Annotated in this window: 17 protein-coding genes and 1 pseudogene; 9 read left to right on the forward strand and 9 right to left on the reverse strand. The window is 71.7% G+C overall.

The window, feature by feature from the left end:
* Window positions 1–4: 4 nt before the first annotated feature.
* Together OHS58_RS03110 and OHS58_RS03115 are read right to left on the reverse strand one after the other, a co-directional pair.
* Window positions 5–1,303, reverse strand: a complete 1,299-nt coding sequence (locus tag OHS58_RS03110; protein WP_328647057.1) for a carotenoid oxygenase family protein — start codon at window positions 1,301–1,303, stop codon at window positions 5–7.
* 4 nt (window positions 1,304–1,307) lie between these two features.
* Window positions 1,308–1,868 (reverse strand): hypothetical protein, encoded by a 561-nt coding sequence (locus OHS58_RS03115; RefSeq protein WP_326951884.1) that lies wholly within the window; start codon window positions 1,866–1,868, stop codon window positions 1,308–1,310.
* A gap of 90 nt (window positions 1,869–1,958) precedes the next feature.
* Between OHS58_RS03115 and OHS58_RS03120 the strand changes: the two genes are divergently transcribed.
* Both OHS58_RS03120 and OHS58_RS03125 read left to right on the forward strand, forming a co-directional pair.
* A complete protein-coding gene (locus OHS58_RS03120) occupies window positions 1,959–2,471 on the forward strand; it encodes a PadR family transcriptional regulator (RefSeq protein WP_328647058.1) in 513 nt (170 codons plus the stop codon).
* 174 nt (window positions 2,472–2,645) lie between these two features.
* A pseudogene (locus OHS58_RS03125) lies at window positions 2,646–3,557 on the forward strand (PucR family transcriptional regulator); the annotation flags it as partial.
* Window positions 3,558–3,737: 180 nt separating this feature from the next.
* Here OHS58_RS03125 and OHS58_RS03130 read toward each other — a convergent pair.
* The 3 genes from OHS58_RS03130 to mgrA form a co-directional block, all read right to left on the reverse strand.
* Entirely contained in the window at window positions 3,738–4,607 is an 870-nt protein-coding gene (locus OHS58_RS03130; RefSeq protein WP_328647059.1) for a TIGR03564 family F420-dependent LLM class oxidoreductase, read from the reverse strand.
* A gap of 17 nt (window positions 4,608–4,624) precedes the next feature.
* Window positions 4,625–5,290: a TetR/AcrR family transcriptional regulator gene (locus OHS58_RS03135; protein WP_326951887.1), complete on the reverse strand. Its 666-nt coding sequence runs from the start codon at window positions 5,288–5,290 to the stop codon at window positions 4,625–4,627.
* A gap of 93 nt (window positions 5,291–5,383) precedes the next feature.
* On the reverse strand, window positions 5,384–6,412 hold the full coding sequence (mgrA, locus tag OHS58_RS03140; RefSeq protein WP_328647060.1) for an L-glyceraldehyde 3-phosphate reductase: 1,029 nt from the start codon (window positions 6,410–6,412) through the stop codon (window positions 5,384–5,386).
* A 78-nt stretch (window positions 6,413–6,490) separates the two neighbouring features.
* Here mgrA and OHS58_RS03145 point away from each other — a divergent pair, with 78 nt between their 5' ends.
* Both OHS58_RS03145 and OHS58_RS03150 read left to right on the forward strand, forming a co-directional pair.
* On the forward strand, window positions 6,491–7,372 hold the full coding sequence (locus tag OHS58_RS03145) for an AAA family ATPase (RefSeq protein ID WP_247054467.1): 882 nt from the start codon (window positions 6,491–6,493) through the stop codon (window positions 7,370–7,372).
* Window positions 7,369–8,730 carry a vWA domain-containing protein gene (locus OHS58_RS03150; protein ID WP_326951889.1) on the forward strand — a complete coding sequence of 454 codons (1,362 nt, stop codon included), beginning with the start codon at window positions 7,369–7,371 and terminating at the stop codon, window positions 8,728–8,730. Before OHS58_RS03145 ends, OHS58_RS03150 begins: the two co-directional genes overlap by 4 nt.
* Here OHS58_RS03150 and add read toward each other — a convergent pair.
* Window positions 8,708–9,682, reverse strand: a complete 975-nt coding sequence (gene add, locus OHS58_RS03155) for an adenosine deaminase (RefSeq protein ID WP_328647061.1) — start codon at window positions 9,680–9,682, stop codon at window positions 8,708–8,710. The two genes, OHS58_RS03150 and add, sit on opposite strands and share 23 nt — an antisense overlap.
* A gap of 131 nt (window positions 9,683–9,813) precedes the next feature.
* Here add and OHS58_RS03160 point away from each other — a divergent pair, with 131 nt between their 5' ends.
* The 3 genes from OHS58_RS03160 to OHS58_RS03170 all read left to right on the forward strand — a co-directional run bounded on the left by OHS58_RS03160 (window position 9,814) and on the right by OHS58_RS03170 (window position 11,142).
* A complete protein-coding gene (locus OHS58_RS03160) occupies window positions 9,814–10,269 on the forward strand; it encodes an SRPBCC family protein (RefSeq protein WP_247054460.1) in 456 nt (151 codons plus the stop codon).
* Complete coding sequence (locus OHS58_RS03165; protein WP_328647062.1) at window positions 10,266–10,601, forward strand: ArsR/SmtB family transcription factor; 336 nt, start codon at window positions 10,266–10,268, stop codon at window positions 10,599–10,601. The genes OHS58_RS03160 and OHS58_RS03165 overlap by 4 nt, the downstream gene beginning before the upstream one ends.
* A 328-nt stretch (window positions 10,602–10,929) precedes the next feature.
* Window positions 10,930–11,142: an antitoxin gene (locus OHS58_RS03170; protein WP_442788184.1), complete on the forward strand. Its 213-nt coding sequence runs from the start codon at window positions 10,930–10,932 to the stop codon at window positions 11,140–11,142.
* A 7-nt stretch (window positions 11,143–11,149) separates the two neighbouring features.
* Here OHS58_RS03170 and recQ read toward each other — a convergent pair whose 3' ends face one another.
* On the reverse strand, window positions 11,150–13,000 hold the full coding sequence (gene recQ, locus OHS58_RS03175; protein ID WP_326951891.1) for a DNA helicase RecQ: 1,851 nt from the start codon (window positions 12,998–13,000) through the stop codon (window positions 11,150–11,152).
* Between the two features lie 148 nt (window positions 13,001–13,148).
* Between recQ and OHS58_RS03180 the strand changes: the two genes are divergently transcribed.
* On the forward strand, window positions 13,149–13,589 hold the full coding sequence (locus tag OHS58_RS03180; protein WP_328647063.1) for a DUF6314 family protein: 441 nt from the start codon (window positions 13,149–13,151) through the stop codon (window positions 13,587–13,589).
* On the opposite strand, the gene OHS58_RS03185 is transcribed toward OHS58_RS03180, so the two are convergent.
* Complete coding sequence (locus OHS58_RS03185) at window positions 13,570–14,457, reverse strand: SDR family oxidoreductase (RefSeq protein WP_328647064.1); 888 nt, start codon at window positions 14,455–14,457, stop codon at window positions 13,570–13,572. The two genes, OHS58_RS03180 and OHS58_RS03185, sit on opposite strands and share 20 nt — an antisense overlap.
* A gap of 29 nt (window positions 14,458–14,486) precedes the next feature.
* Complete coding sequence (locus tag OHS58_RS03190) at window positions 14,487–15,227, reverse strand: SDR family oxidoreductase (protein WP_328647065.1); 741 nt, start codon at window positions 15,225–15,227, stop codon at window positions 14,487–14,489.
* A gap of 269 nt (window positions 15,228–15,496) precedes the next feature.
* Here OHS58_RS03190 and OHS58_RS03195 point away from each other — a divergent pair, with 269 nt between their 5' ends.
* Entirely contained in the window at window positions 15,497–16,285 is a 789-nt protein-coding gene (locus OHS58_RS03195; RefSeq protein WP_328647066.1) for a hypothetical protein, read from the forward strand.
* The last annotated feature ends 1 nt before the right edge of the window (window position 16,286 follow it).

Consider the following 16,286-nt stretch of genomic DNA (forward strand, 5'->3'; position numbering starts at 1 on the left):
CCGCTCACGCGTCCGGCAGCCAGTTCCCGTGGAACCCCGCGGGCACCCGCTGCGGCAGGTGGACGACGGCGACCGGCGCGCCCGCGACGTCTCCGGCGTCGAAGACCACGAGGTCACTGCGGTCTTCGGCGGCGTCGTAGACGTAGGTGAGCAGCCAGCCGTCGCCGCCCGCGGCCGGGACGAACACGGCCTCGCCGGGGGTGCGCCCGGGCGCGAAGACGTGCTGCTCGACGCCGCCGGTGTGCAGGTCGTGGCGCCGCAGGAAGCTCTGCTCGCCGTCGCGCCCGCCCTGCGTGACGTGCCCGAACCGGACGTCGGAGCCGGCGAAGCGGTCGTCGATGCGGGGGAACTCGGCGGGCCGCTCGTCGAGCCGCTCCTCGGTGACGCGGCCGGTCGCCGGGTCGAGCGTCCAGCGCCACAGCACGCCGCGCGCCGGGTCGTGCCCCGCCCACCACAGGTGGTCGTAGCGGACGACGTGCACCACGATCCGGCCGTCGGCGGTGTCGTGGGCGTTGAGCGTGTGGAAGACGTAGCACGGCTCGACGTCGAACCAGCGGACGCCGCCGGCCGGGTCGTCGCGGCGCAGCACACCGAGGCGCGCGCCGTAGCCGGCGTCCCAGCGGTAGGGCATGCCCTGGCCGACCGACGCCGGGTCGAACACCACCGGCAGGTCGTAGAACACGGCGTGCGACGCGGTGAGCGCGAAGTCGTGCATCATCGTCAGGCCCGGCACGTCGATCGGCTGCTTGACGACGAGCTTCCCGCTCGCGTCGGCGCGGTAGTAGCTCACGTGCGGCGCGGTGATGCTGCCGTAGCCGAAGAAGTGCAGTTCCCCGGTGGTGGGGCAGATCTTCGGGTGCGCGGTCATCGAGTCGGCCAGTTCGCCGCCGAAGTCGTACGCGCCCACGGTGTCCAGCTCGGTCGTGATCTCGTACGGCAGCGACGACTCGACGAGCGCGAGCGTCCGGCCGGCGTGGTTGACGACGTGGGTGTTGGCCGTGCTGGTGCGCAGGTTCCGGGAGCCGTCGGCGTTGTAGAGCACGGCGTCGTCGTCGCCGAAGCTCTCGGTGCGCACCCAGCGGTTGCGGTACCAGGCGGCGCGGCCGCGCTCGAGGCGGACGCCGTGGAGCATGCCGTCACCGGTGAACCAGTGCTTGCTGCCGGTGCGCGGGTTGGGGCCGTTGCGCAGGTACCAGCCGGTCAGCTCGGGCGGCAGCGCGCCGGTCACCGGCAGGTCGAACGCGGTCAGCTCGTCGTGGACGGGCGCGTACGCCCCGGTGAGGTGGAAGTCGGTCGTGGTCATCGGGTCACGCGGCTTTCTGCGCGCGGGCGCGGACGATGCGCGGGTAGCGGACGGTGAAGGCGACGGGGACGGCGAAGCCGAGGACCTTGAGCACGATCAGCGCCGCCGTCGCGTGCGGGGCGTAGTGCAGCAGCGCGATCCCGGCGAGGCCGGTGACGGTGAAGCTCACGGCCCACACGAGCGTGATGATCAGGTTGACGCGTTTGAATCCCGGGTTGTCCCACAGCTCCGGCGGCGTCATCGTCTTGGCGATGCCGAGGGTGAACGGGCGGCGCAGGAGGATCGAACCCCAGGCGGTGAGCGCCAGCCAGGCGTCGGTGAGCGCGCCGGTGTAGGTCTTCAGCGGCGACGCCGGGAAGCTGAACGCGACGACGGTGAGCAGCGCGAAGAAGGCGAGCGCGCTCAGCTCGATGATCAGCGTGGCCGCCTTGCGGCCTTCGCGGCGGGCCACGGCGAGCAGGACGGCGGCCAGGACGAGCCCGGTGAGGGCCGACCAGCGCCAGTCGAACTGGGTCGCGACGACCGCGAAGGCGATCCACGGGATGAAGCTCTTGAGGTAGTTCACGGCCGGTCTCCTCGTGACGTTCCAACTATGACATGTCGAAGCTAGAGGGTCATCATTGGACATGTCAAGAGTGGAAGGTAAGATGAGGACATGAGCCTTCGACACGCGGTGCTCGGCATGCTGGACGAGGCGCCGGCCAGTGGTTACGACCTGCTGAAACGCTTCGAGCAGGCGATGTCCAAAGTGTGGGCGGCGACGCAGAGCCAGCTGTACGGCGAACTCGGCAAGCTCGAGAAGGCCGGCCTCATCCGGGTCCTCGCCGAGGGCCCGCGCGGGCGCAAGGAGTACGAGATCACCGAGGACGGCCGCGTCGAGCTGCGGCACTGGCTGGTCGAGGTGAAACCCAACCGGTCCCCGCGCAACGAGGTCCTGCTGCGCGTCTACTTCCTGGGCTCGGTGTCGCCGGAGAAGGCGAAGGAGTTCATCGAGTACATGGGCGAGAACAGCCGTCAGCGCGAAGAACGCCTCACGGAGCTGGAAGCGTCGATCGACTGGGGCGACGACCACGAGGCCCAGTACGGCCGCCTGGTCCTGGAGTGGGGCAAGCGCTTCTCGGCGATGAGCCGCGAGTGGTCCGAATGGGCCGTCAAGCAGATCGAGTGACCCGCGTATAACGCCCTGCACGGCACCGCCCGGCCGGGTCGGCCCCGACGTCGGCTGGACCGGCCGGCGCACTCGTTTGCGCCGTCCGGCACTGTGGCGGCGCACACATTCGGCGGCTTCCGCTGTCATCTCGTCACAGAGATGGCCTGACACGACTACGCCGCGTTGACGCCCACCGAGGTCTGGCACCGGTTCGTCGAGCTGACCGCGCGCGGCTCGTCGCAGGACCTGGCCGGGCTCGTCGCCGCGACGACGGCGATCTGGGCCCTCATCGACGACCTCGCCGAAGCGCTCACGACGTCCTACCGGGACACGACGGCGGAAGTGCTGGTGGCGCACCAGAACCGGCGCTCGGCGCTGGTCGAGGCGCTGTTCGCCGGCGGCTCCGCGACCGAGGGCACGCTGTGGGACATCGCCCGCGTGCTCGACCTCTCGCTCGACGGCACGTTCGTGGTGGTCGCCGCGGAGACCCCGCGGCTGGGCCAGGAACCGCTGCCGCAGATCGAGCAGCGGCTGCGCGAACGGCACCACGCGTCGGCCTGGCGGCTCAGCCCGGACCTGCAGGTCGGCGTCGTGTCCCTGCGCGACCCGAGCGCGTCGAAGGCGATCGTGGAGCTGGTCCGCGAGCACCCGGTGGGCCGCGTCGGAATGAGCCCGGTGTTCACCGGCCTCGCCCACACCGCCCGCGCGCTGCACCTCGCGCGGGTGGCGCTGTCGAGCCTGGCGCCGGGCACGCCGTCGCTGGTGCAGTTCACCGAGTCGCCGCTGGCCGGGCTGGTGGCCAGCTCGCCGGAGGCGTCGGTGCAGCTGGCCCACCACGTGCTGCAGCCGATCCTCGACCTGCCGGGCGACGACCGGAACGTGCTGCTGCTGACGCTGCGCGCCTGGTTCGACTGCCAGGGTTCGACGAAGCTGACGTCGGAGCGGATGTTCTGCCACCCCAACACGATCCGCCACCGCCTGCGCCGCGTCACCGACGAGCTGGGCCGCTCCCTGACCGACCCGGCGGACATCGCCGAGCTGGGCGCGGCACTGCGGGCGCTGAACCTCTTCCCGGAAGCGACCCACCTCCCCGCGCCGCGCTGAGCCGAAAGCCGTGAAGGACTCCTTACCGGCGCTAAGAGCCGGTAAGGAGTCCTTCACGGCTTTCAGGCCGCTCCGTGGCGAACGTCGGCGCCCACTAGACGCTTTGCCGCGAGCGCCACTTTCCCTAGGAAGGATGCGACACCTCACGTGGGCTTTACATCGCCGTGTTGCCCTGAGAGGTCACGACGCCAGCAGTTCGCGCGTGCGGGCTTGGTCCGCAGCCGAGCCGAAGGGCATCACCAGCAGTTCCGTCGCGCCCGCGTCTTCGAGGGATTTCACCTGTCGCCGCACGGTTTCCTCGTCGCCGATGATCGCGCTGTCCGACGCCTTCGCGTAGCCGTCGCGGTCCAGGACCGCGCGGTAGGCCGGGACGCTCGCGGCGGCGCCGTAGGTCTCCTCGACCCAGGCCCGGCGTTCGTCCACTTCGGACGTGACGCAGATCAGCTGCCCGGAGACGACGCGTGATGCGGTCCCCAGCGTCGGCACGACGAACTCGCCGATGGCCCGCGGGCCGGCCCAGGTCGTGATCACGCCGTCGGCCAGTTCGCCGGCCAGCCGCGTCGACTTCGGGCTCACCGAGCCCACCAGCACCGCGGGCCGCCCGGCGCCGGGGGCGTTCACGCCGCCCGCCGCGGTGAGCGTCTCGCCGTGGACGTCCGCCTTTTCCCCGCGCAGCATCGGGTTCAGCGCCTGGAGGTACTCGCGCAGGTGGCGGATCGGGCGGTCGTAGGAGTACCCGAACTCGTGCTCGACGATGTACCGGTGGCTCAGCCCGACCCCGAGGTGGACCGGCACGCCGGTGGCGGCCTGCACGGTCAGCGCCTGCGCGGCCATGGTGATCGGGTGCCGCGGGTAGGTCGGCACGACGCAGGTGCCCAGCTCGATCCCGGGCGCGGCGGCACCGAGCGCGGGCAGCGCGGTGAGGGCGTCCCAGCCGCCGCGTTGCGCCAGCCAGAGCGTCTGGTAGCCGAGCTTCGCGGCTTCGCGTGCTTGCGTGGTCATGGCGTCGAAGCCGACGCCGAGTTCGTCGATCAGGATTCCGGTGCGCATGTGTTCTCCCAGTGTGTTCAGTACGCGCGTTCGAGCCGTTTCCGGTCGAGCGCGACGGATTCGGTGAAGAGCGCGATGGCCCGCGGCGCGACCGCGCGCAGCTGCGTCGTCGAGACGGCCACGGGTTCGAAGGCGTGGGCGACGGTGTCGGCGATCAGCGCGGGCTCCGCCGGGGGAACGCCGACGAGGAAGCCGTGCAGTACCGCGCGGTAGGCGACGGCGAGCTCGCGGGCCGGCCGGTCGGTGCGGAGCAGGTCGTTGTCCGCCAGCAGCTCGAGGTACTCGACGAACGCCTCGTCGTGGCGCGGGTCGAGCTTGTCGTGCAGCTTCGGCAGGAGCTTGCCGAGGGTTTCGGTGTCGTCGGCGTACCCGGCGCGCAGCAGCGGGCGGGCCAGCACGTTCGTGTACTGGACCTCGGTCAGCGTGGCGAGCCGCGCGGCGAGCGGGTCGGCTTCGAGCGCTCGCACCAGGTCTTCGATGCTGCGGACGGACTCCCGCAGCAGGACGGCGAGGAACAGCTCCTCGCGGTTCTTCCAGTGCAGGTAGACGGTCCCCTTGCCGACGCCGGCCCGCTCGGCGACGTCCTCGATCGTGGTGCGCCGGTAGCCGGCGCGCAGCAGCAGCTCGGCGGCGGCGTCGAGGATCCGCTCGGCCCGTTCGGCGCGGTCTTCGGCAGGAGGCATGTGACCATCATATGACCGAATACGAAATCTGGTCAAACGTCAGGCCGGGAAACGGCGAGGCGCGCAGCACCCCGCCGTCCCGGTCGGCGACCGTCAGCCGTCCGACGACCGCTTCCAGAGGTTGATGTTCGCGTCGGTGGCGTGGCCGTCGATCTCGGTCAGCTCCTCGGAGCTGAAGTCGAGGTTGCCGAGCGCGCCGACGTTGTCCTCGAGCTGCTTGACGCTGCTCGCGCCGATCAGCACCGAGGTCACGCGGGCGTCGCGCAGCGCCCAGGCCAGCGCGAGCTGGGCCAGCGACTGCCCGCGGCGCCCGGCGATCCCGTTGAGCGCGCGGACGCGGCCCAGCCGGTCGTCGTCGAGGGTGTCCGGGTCGAGCGACTTGCCCTGCGCGGCCCGGGAGTCCGCCGGGACGCCGGTCAGGTACTTGTCCGTCAGCAGACCCTGCGCCAGCGGGGAGAACGCGATGCAGCCCGCGCCCACGTCCGCCAGCGTGTCGAGCAGGTGGTCCTCCTCGATCCAGCGGTTCAGCATCGAGTACGACGGCTGGTGGATCAGCAGCGGCGTGCCGAGCTCCCGCAGCAGCCGCGCCGCTTCGGCCGTCCGCTCCGAGCTGTACGACGAGATCCCGACGTAAAGCGCTTTCCCGGCGCGGACGGCGCTGTCGAGTGCGCCCACCGTCTCCTCCAGCGGCGTCTCGGGGTCGAACCGGTGCGAGTAGAAGATGTCGACGTAGTCCAGGCCCAGGCGGCCGAGCGACTGGTCCAAGGAGGACAGCAGGTACTTGCGGGAGCCCCACTCGCCGTAGGGCCCGGGCCACATGTCGTACCCGGCCTTGGTGGAGATCACCAGCTCGTCGCGGTAGGGCTTGAAGTCGGTGGCCAGCAGCCGCCCGAAGTTCTCCTCGGCCGAGCCGAAGGGCGGGCCGTAGTTGTTGGCCAGGTCGAAGTGCGTGATGCCGAGGTCGAAGGCGCGGCGGGTGATGTCGCGCTGGGTCTGCAGGGGCTTGTCGTGGCCGAAGTTGTGCCACAGCCCGAGCGAGATCGCGGGCAGCTTCAGCCCGGACCGCCCGCAGCGCCGGTAGGGGATCGAGTCGTATCGGCCGGAAGCCGCAACATAGGTCACGCGGCCGATGCTAACCGTCCGGGACGCGCTCGCCAGTCCGGTAGAGTCCGGGGTGAGCGAGCGCTTAGGAGGCCATCGGTGGGCACCGGATTCTTCACCTCCGTCGACGACGTGTCGGCGAAACTGGCCGAGGCCGGCTACCTGGCGTCGACGGCGGTGGCGACCACGGTGTTCCTCGCCGACCGGCTCGGCAAGCCATTGCTGGTCGAAGGCCCCGCCGGCGTCGGCAAGACCGAGCTGGCCAAGGCCGTCGCCCAGGTCAGCGGCTCGCGGCTGGTGCGCCTGCAGTGCTACGAGGGCATCGACGAGGCCCGCGCGCTGTACGAGTGGAACCACGCGAAGCAGCTGCTGCGGATCACCGCCGGCCGAGACGAGACGTGGGAGGACGCCCGCACCGACATCTTCGGCGAGGAGTTCCTGCTGCGCCGCCCGCTGCTCACGGCGATCTCGTCGGACGAGCCGACCGTGCTGCTCATCGACGAGACCGACAAGGCCGACATGGAGGTCGAGGGCCTGCTGCTGGAGGTGCTCGGCGACTTCCAGGTGACCGTGCCGGAGCTGGGCACGATCACCGCCACGCGCGCGCCGTTCGCCGTGCTGACGTCCAACGCGACCCGCGAGCTGTCCGAAGCGCTGCGCCGCCGCTGCCTGTTCCTGCACATCGACTTCCCGGACGAGGACCTGGAGCGCGAGATCGTCCGGCTCAAGGTGCCCGGCATCGACGACGCCCTGGCCGATTCCGTCGTCCGGGTGATCGCCGCGCTGCGCGCGATGGACCTGCGGAAGCTGCCGTCGGTCGCCGAGACCATCGACTGGGCGCGCACGCTGCTCGCGCTGGGCGCGACGACGCTGAGCGAGCAGGTGGTGCGGGAGAGCCTCGGCGTCGTGCTCAAGCACCAGGACGACATCACCAAGGCCGGCGCCGGGCTGCAGCTCGAACAGGTCCTGGACGCGTCGTGACCGGCGGCGTGCCGGAGCGGCTCGCGTCGTTCGTCAAGGCGCTGCGGGTGCAGGGCATCCCGGCGGGCCCGGCCGAGACGGTCGACGCCGCCGCGGCGCTCGAGGTCCTCGGGTTCGACGACCGCGAGCTGGTCCGCGAGGGCCTGGCCGCGGCCCTGGTCCGCCGCGGCGGGCAGCGCGCGGTGTTCGACGCCGCGTTCGACCTGTACTTCCCGGCCGGGATCGGCACGCCCGAACGGGCCCGGTCGGACACGACCCTCGAAGAGCTGCGGGAGCAGCTCGCGGCGGCGTTGACCGCGGGCGACGAGCAGGCCCTGGCGCAGCTGGCCGGGCTCGCCGTCGACATGCTGGGCCAGTACGGCTCGTCGTCCGGACCCGGTGGCGGCTTCTCGGCCCACCAGACCCTGGACCGGCTGCAGCCGCAGACGCTCATCGCGCGCGTGCTCGCGGCGATGCGTGGCGGCGGGGCGCGCGGCGAGTTCACCGACCGGCTCGACCGCGACGAGATCCGCCGTCGCGTCGAGGGCTTCCGCGGCCAGGTCCGCACCGAGGCCCGCCGCCGCGCGGCCGAGGTCCGCGGCCGCGAGCGCGTCGCCAAGCACGCCATCGCGCCCGCGGCGGACCGCGTCGACTTCCTCATCGCCAGCCGCAGCCAGCTCGCCGAGCTGCGGCGCACGATCCAGCCGTTGTCCCGCAAGCTGGCGACCCGCCTCGCGGCCCGCCGCAAGCGCACCACGCGCGGGCAGATCGACCTGCGCCGCACACTGCGGCGCTCGCTCTCGACCGGCGGCGTGCCGCTGCGCCCGGCGTACCGCCACCGCCGGCCCGGCCGGCCGGAAATCGTGCTGCTGTGCGACCTTTCCGGTTCGGTGGCGGGGTTCGCGAACTTCACCATGCTGCTCGTGCAAGCGCTGCGCGACCAGTTCAGCAAGATCCGCGTGTTCGCGTTCGTCGACAGCGCGGACGAGGTCACGCACCTGGTCACCACCGGCGTCGCCGACCCGGAGAAGCTCGGCGCGCGCATGCTCGCCGAAGCCGCGCTGGTGCGCTGGGACGGCCACAGCGACTACGGCGGCTCGCTCGCGCAGTTCACGGCGAACTGGCTCGACGCGGTCGGCCCGCGCACGTCGGTGCTCATCCTCGGCGACGCCCGCACCAACGGCGGCGACCCGAACCTCGACGCCGTCCGCGCGATCAAGTCGCGCGCCCGCCACGTCTACTGGCTGAATCCCGAGCGGCGATCGCTGTGGTCGACGGGCGACTCGGCGGCGCTGGAGTACGCCGACGTCGTGGAGATGCACGAATGCCGCACGGTGCACCAGCTCTCGACGCTGGTCACCCGCCTGCTGCCGGTGTGAGCCACGCGTCGATGCCGCGCAGCATCCCGGCTTTTGTCGTCTCGGGCGCGAACGAAGCGTGCACGCTCGCCCGTGCGAAGTCGGCCATCGCGGCGTCGTCGTAGCCGAACGCCCGTTGGACGCGGGCGTATTCGCCGGCCAGCTGCGCGCCGGTGACCGACGGGACGTCGGTGTTCAGGGTGACCCGCAGGCCCGCGTCGAGCAGCCGGGGGAGCGGGTGCTCGGGCAGCGACGGCACCAGGCCGAGCGTGACGTTCGACGACGGGCAGACCTCGAGGGCGAGCCCGCGGTCGCGGACCTCCGCGGTCAGCTCGGCGTCGTCGAGGACGCGGATGCCGTGGCCGAGGCGTTCGGTCCGGCCGATTTCGAGGGCCTCGCGGATGCTGTCCGGCCCGGCGTCCTCGCCGGTGTGGTGCAGCAGGTGGATCCCGGCCGCGCGGGCCTTCTCGAAGAGCGTCGCGAACGGCCGGAGCGAGTGGTTCTCCTCGCCGGCCATGCCGATCGCGAACACGTCGTCGTACTTCAGGGCGAGTGCGAGGGTGCGCTCGGCGCGCTCGACCGACCGGCGGCGGGAGTGGTCCAGCAGCAGCCGCCACTCGATGGCGCCGCTGTCCTTGAGTCCTTTGAGGACGGACGCGAGCGGCATTTCCGGGTCGCCCAGGCGTTCCCCGTGGGCGGCCGCGGTGAAGGTGATCTCGGCGTAGCGCGTGCCCTGCGCGGCTTCGTCCGCGCAGTACTCGCGGGCGATCCGTTCGAAGTCCTCGGGTCGTCGCAGGCACGACCGGATGAGCGTGTTGTAGTCGGCGAAGGCGCGAAAGCCGTCGAAGACGGGCTGCTCGGCCGGGACGTCGACGCCGTTGGCCGCACCGAGCTCGCGGAGCGTGCCCGGCCGGATCGTGCTCTCCAGGTGGACGTGCAGGTGGGCCTTCGGCAGGGCGGCCAGGTCGCGCATGATCGCGAGCGTAGGGGGCCGGGGCCGGGATCCGCGCGCGAATTTCCGGCCGAGACGCAACTCGTGGGTTGCGCCTGACGCCGTCTCGTGCAACTCTGTGGTTGCACGGGAACCGACTCAAGGGGATGAAGATGAACCAGGACCAGGTCGAGCAGGAGATCGTGATCGACGCGCCGGTCGAGCGGGTGTGGGCGGTGCTCACCGAGCCGGAGCACGTCGGCCGGTGGTTCGGCGACGGCACGCCGGCGCCGGTGGACCTGCGGCCGGGCGGGATCATCCGGCTCGACCACGGCGACCACGGCACGTTCCCGACCAAGATCGTCGCCCTGGACCCGCCGCGCTCGCTGTCGTACCGCTGGGCCAGCGGGTTCCCGGGCGTGGTCGCCGACGAGGACAACTCGACGCTGGTCGAGTTCACGCTGTCGGCGGAGGGCGGCGGCACGCGGCTGAAGGTGGTCGAAAGCGGCTTCACCACCCGTGCGCCGTCGCCATCGCCGTCGCCGGACGACACCCGCGAGAGCCACGAGCAGGGCTGGACGGCGGTGATCGCCAAGCTCGGGGAGCTGTCCGAGAAACTGGCGGTATGACGACGGAGCCCATCGCGGCCGAAGAGGTCTTCGCGGCCCTGGCCGACCCGACCCGGCGCCGCCTGCTGGAGCTGCTGTCCGGGCGCGGCGACGCGACGGCGACGGAGCTGGCGGCGGACCTCCCCGTCACCCGGCAGGCCGTGGTCAAGCACCTCGCGGTGCTGGATCAGGCCGGCTTGGTGACGGGCCGCCGCGACGGCCGCGAGCGCCGCTACCAGGTCCGGCCGGCCGGGCTGGCGGCCACGGCGCACTGGATGAACGAGGTGGCCGCCCGGTGGTCGCCCCGGTTGTCGGCGATCAAGCGCCTGGCGGAGCAGGCCGAGCAAGACTGACGCCGCCCGCCCGGCCCGTAACTCGCGTGATCGGGCCCGTCACCCGCGTGACTGGGCCCGTGACTCGCGTGATTGGGGCCGGAACTCGCGAGTCACGGCTTCGATCACGCGAGTTCCGGCCCCGATCACGCCGGTTCCGGCTTTGATCACGTGAGTTACGGCTTCGGACACGGTGGTTCCGGCTTCGGGCACGCGAGATCGGGGTGCGGGGAGACCGGGTGGTCCGGCGGGCCGGAGGTTTGGCGGAGGTCACACGGGGAACCTCTGGGGGGTTCGTCCGCGTTGTCAGGATGACCGTTACCGATGAGGGAGGACCACCGTGGCTTTCATGCGCAAGCTCACCGTGCTGGCCGGAGCCGCCGGCGCCGCCCGCGCCTACGCCAAGAAGAACCCCGAGAAGGTGAACCAGGCCGTCGGCAAGGCCGCCAAGTTCGCCGACGACAAGACCAAGGGCAAGTACCACCAGCAGATCGCCGGCGTCGTCCGCAAGGTCAGCACGGTGACCGGGCCGGACGGGCGGCCGGGGCCGGCCGCCCGCTAGACCCGGGTCACTCGGCGGACAGGGTTTCGAGCACGCCTTCGCCGTACTTGGCGAGCTTGTTCTCACCGACTCCGCTGACCGTGCCCAGGTCCGCCAGCGACGACGGCCGCTGCGTGGCGATCTGGCGCAGGGTCGCGTCGTGGAAGATGACGTAGGCGGGTACGCCCTGCTCCTTCGCGACGCCGGCCCGCCAGGCCCGCAGCCGTTCGAACAGCGGGGCCGCCTCCGCGGGCATGTCCACCGCGGGGGCGGCTTTCCTGCTGCCGCCACGCGCTTTCGGCGGGGCGGACCGCTCGGGCTCGCGCCGCAGCATGACCTCACGGTCGCCGCCCAGCACCTCGGCGCTCGCCTCGGTGAGCACCAGCGAGCCGTAGTCGCCCTCGACGGCGAGCCAGCCCTGGGCGAGCAGCTGCCGCACCACCGCGCGCCACTCCGGCTCGCGCAGCTCGGTGCCGATGCCGAACGTCTTCAGCGTGTCGTGCTGGAACTGCGTGACTTTCGGCGTGGACTTGCCGAGCAGGATGTCGATGACCTGCCCGGCGCCGAACTTCTGACGGCGTTCGTTGCGCAGCCGCACGATCGTGGACAGCAGCTTCTGCGCGGGGATCGTGCCGTCGAACTTCTCCGGCGGGTTCAGGCACGTGTCGCAGTTGCCGCAGGGCTCGGCCTTCTGCCCGAAGTAGTCGAGGATCTGCACGCGGCGGCATTCGACCGTCTCGCACAGCGCCAGCATCGCGTTGAGGTGCGCGCCGAGCCGGCGCCGGTGCGCGTCGTCGCCCTCGGACGTGTCGATCATCTTGCGCTGCTGCACCACGTCCTGCAGCCCGTAGGCCAGCCAGGCCGTCGACGGCAGCCCGTCGCGGCCCGCGCGGCCGGTCTCCTGGTAGTAGCCCTCCACGGACTTGGGCAGGTCGAGGTGCGCGACGAACCGGACGTCCGGTTTGTCGATGCCCATCCCGAACGCGATCGTGGCGACCACGATCAGCCCGTCTTCCCGCAGGAAGCGCGACTGGTGCTTCGCACGGATCCGCGAATCCAGCCCCGCGTGGTACGGCACGGCCGGGATCCCGTTCTGCACCAGGAACTCCGCGGTCTTCTCCACCGAGTTCCGGGACAGGCAGTAGACGATCCCGGCGTCACCCTGGTGCTCGGTGCGCAGCAGCTCCAGCAGCTGCCGCTGCGGCGAGTTCTTGCCGACGATCCGGTACTGGATGTTCGGCCGGTCGAAGCTCGCGACGAAGTGGCGGGCCTCGTCGAGGTTCAGCCGGGCCGCGATCTCCTTGTGCGTGGCCGCGGTGGCGGTCGCGGTGAGCGCGATCCGCGGCACGTCCGGCCAGCGCTCGTGCAGCGCCGAGAGCTGCAGGTAGTCGGGCCGGAAGTCGTGGCCCCACTGGGCGACGCAGTGCGCTTCGTCGATCGCGAACAGCGAGATCTTGCCGCGGTCGAGCAACCGCACGGTGGCTTCCACCGAAAGCCGTTCCGGCGCAAGGTAGAGCAGGTCGAGCTCACCGGACAGGAACGCCGACTCGACCTCCTGGCGGGCCGCGTAGTCCTGGGTGGAGTTGAGGAAACCCGCCCGGACGCCGGCGTTGCGCAGCGCGTCGACCTGGTCCTGCATCAGCGCGATCAGCGGCGAGACCACCACGCCCACGCCCGGCCGCACCAGCGCCGGGATCTGGTAGCACAGCGACTTCCCGCCGCCGGTGGGCATCAGCACGAGCGCGTCGCCGCCGGCGATCACGTGCTCGACGATCGCCGCTTGTTCGCCGCGGAAGCTGTCGTAGCCGAACACCCGGCGCAGGGTGTCGAGGGCTTCGGAGTCCGTTCCGGCTTCGAGGTGGGTCTCGGTGGCTGCCACCCGGCCGAGTCTAGAGCCGGGGTACGACAACTTCCGTGCGCCCTCTCCGGCGTGCCGGAACAGGCGCTCAGGCGGGCCGTCCCCGCGGAAGCCGCGTGATCCGCGACCGGACCCGTCCCCGTCACGGCCGGGTGACACACTGGAGCCGATGGACGAGTACTTCCCGGTGACCGACCTGGCCGCGCACTTCGGCGGCGAGTGGCGGCTGGACCGCGAGATCCGCACCGCCGGCGGCGAGCCCGCGGGCGAGGTCACCGGCACCGCCACCTTCACCGAAGAGAGCGGCGTGCTCGTCTACCGCGAAGCCGGCGAAATGCGGCTCGACGGCTACACCGGCCCGGTGACGCGCACGCTGCACTACCGGCCCACCGCGCCCGGCCGGGCCGACGTCCACTTCGACCACGGCGGCTTCTTCCACGAGCTCGACCTGCGTGAGGGGCACTGGCGGACCGACCACCCCTGCCGCGACGACCTGTACCGCGGCAGCTACCGCGTGCTCGACGCCCGCCGCTGGCGGCAGGAGTGGGCGGTCCGCGGGCCGGCCAAGGACCACGTGATCGTCACCCGGTTCAGCCGGCCGCCGGGCTGAGCAGGTCGGCCAGGTCGATCCGGCGCAGGAACTCGCTCCGGATCCGGTCGCCGACCTCCGCGACCAGCCACCCGCCGTCGTCGGCCGGGTCGATGTGCGTCCGGAACGGCCGCTGCCCCTTGGGGAGGTCCACCACGCGCGCGAGCTCCTCGGCGACCGTCGCGACGTCGGCGCCGGCCGGGGTGATCTCGGCCAGCTTCGCCGCGACGTGGTCGGTCAGGCCCGCGTAGCGCTCTTCGTAGGCGGCCGCGACGTCCGTGTCGGCCGGGTGCCCGGAGTTCGGGAAGTGGTTGGTGCCCGAGGTGAACGCGCCGGGCACGATGATCGCGGTGTCGACGCCGAAGCGGGCCACCTCGGCGGCGTAGGAGACGGCGAGGCTGTCCATCGCCGCCTTCGCCGCGAAGTACGGCGCGAGGTAGGGCGGGGTGCCGCCGCGGACACTGCTGCTCGACACCCACACCAGCAGCCCGTCGCGCTGCGCGCGCAGGTGGGGGAGGGCGGCGCGGTTGACGCGCTGGGTGCCGATCGCGTTGGTGTCGTACAGCTGCGCGAGCTGCTCGGCGGTGAACGCCTCGGCCGGGCCGAGCACCATGTGCCCGGCGTTGTGCACCACGACGTCCAGCCGGCCGTGCTCGGCGACGATCGACGCGATCGCGGCGTCGGCCGACTCCTGGCTGGAGACGTCCAGCTCGACCGAGCGCAGATCCGCCTCGTGCTCGCGGGCGAACGCGGCGGCGGCGTCGACCTGCGGCGCGTTGCGGCCGCCGGTGTCGCGCATGCCCGCGTAGACGGTGTGGCCGGCGCGGGCCAGCGCCCGGGCGGAGAGGGCGCCGATCCCGCTGGAGGCGCCGGTGACGACGATGATCATGGCTCTTTTCCTTTCCGAGTAAGGGTTTCTCAGACGATCCCGCCGTTGGCGCGCAGCACCTGGCCGTTGACCCAGCGGGCCGGCCCGGCGAGGAACGCGACGACCTCGGCGATGTCCCCGGGCTGCCCGAGGCGCTCGAGCGGCGGCTGCTTGGCCATCCGGTCGATGGTCTCCTGGTCCTTGCCGTCCAGGAACAGGGCGGTCGCGGTCGGCCCGGGGGCGACGGTGTTCACGGTGATGTCGCGCCCGCGCAGCTCGCGCGCCAGGATCATGGTGATCGCCTCGACCGCGCCCTTGGTGGCGTTGTAGACGCCGTAGCCGGGCAGATTCAGCCCGAGCACGGACGTCGAGGTCAGGACGACGGCGCCGCCGTCGCGCACCCGCTTCGCCGCCTGCTGGGCCACGGCGAACGTGCCGCGGATGTTGGTGCGGTGCACCCGGTCCAGCACGTCGAAGTCGGTGTCCGCGATCGGCGTCGGCGCGGTCATCACGCCGGCCAGGTGGGCGACGACGTCGACGCCGCCGTAGGTGCGCTCCGCGGTGTCGAACAGGTCCGCGACCGCGTCGAGGTCGGCGACGTCGGCCTTGACCGCGATCGCCCGGCCACCGCGCTCGGTGATGGCCGAGACGGCGGCGTCGGCCTCGGTCCGGTTGCCCGCGTAGTTGACGACGACGGCCATACCGTCGGCGGCCAGGCGCTCGGCGACCTGGCGGCCGATGCCGCGGGAGCCGCCGGTGACGATCGCGACGCGGGGTTCGGTGGTGCTCATCGGTGCCTTCTTCCTCTCGGGTGGCGCCGGTAGCGCCGCTTCCGTCTTGCTGTTATCGACGATAGCACTCGAACGTTAACGACGCTAGTCTTGAGCTGTTATCGTCGTTACACCGCGGGCGCGTTCCCGGGGGTGTGGGCATCCGGCGGTACCGGCATCCGCCGGACGGCCGAATCGGAAGTCCGGGCGCGCCAACGGGTTTCGGAGCCGGTGGGGCGGGAACCCTTGGCATATCGGGGAGCTCGACATCCTTTAAGGAGTTTTGTGCGATGCCCACATGGCTGATCGTCGTGATCGTCGTCGTGGCCGTCGCGGTGCTCGGCGCCGTGATCTGGCTGGTGACGCAGGAGATGCAGCGGAAACGCCTGCAGCAGCGGTTCGGTCCGGAGTACGACCGGACGGTCGAGGAGAAGGACAGCCCGCGGGCCGCGCAGCGTGAACTGGCCGAGCGGGAGCGCCGCCACAAGGAGCTCGACATCCGCCCCCTGTCGGCGTCGGCGCGCGAGCGCTACACCCGGGAATGGGCGCAGGCCCAGGAAAACTTTGTCGACCACCCGGCCGCCGCGGTGGCCGAGGCCGACCGCGTCCTGGTCTCGCTGATGTCCGACCGCGGGTACCCGACCGAAGGCTACGAGCAGCAGCTGGCCGACCTGTCGGTCCGGCACGCCAAGACCCTCGAGCACTACCGCGCCGCCCACGCGACGCAGCACGAGCGCAGCGGCGCGTCCACTGAGGACCTCCGCGACGCGATGGTGCACTACCGCACCGTGTTCGAGGACCTGCTGACCGACGGCTCCGATGGTTCGGACAACGCGGACGCCGCGGCCGACGACCACCACGAGCGCCGCAACGGCCACGACCACAACGGTCACGACCACAGCGAGCGCGAGCACGACCGCACCGCCCAGGACGGCACCGCTGTCGCGGCGGACCGCACCGCCGGTGCGCCGGACCGCACCGAGCACGACCCCAGCGAAAAAGTACGAGACCGCGACGGCGTACAGCCCGAGCGGGAAGCGTCCGCACAGCCGCGGACCGAGTGGAACGGAGGACGCTGAC

Origin of the sequence: Amycolatopsis sp. NBC_00348, from assembly GCF_036114655.1 — a bacterium.
Taxonomy (GTDB): Bacteria; Actinomycetota; Actinomycetes; order Mycobacteriales; family Pseudonocardiaceae; genus Amycolatopsis.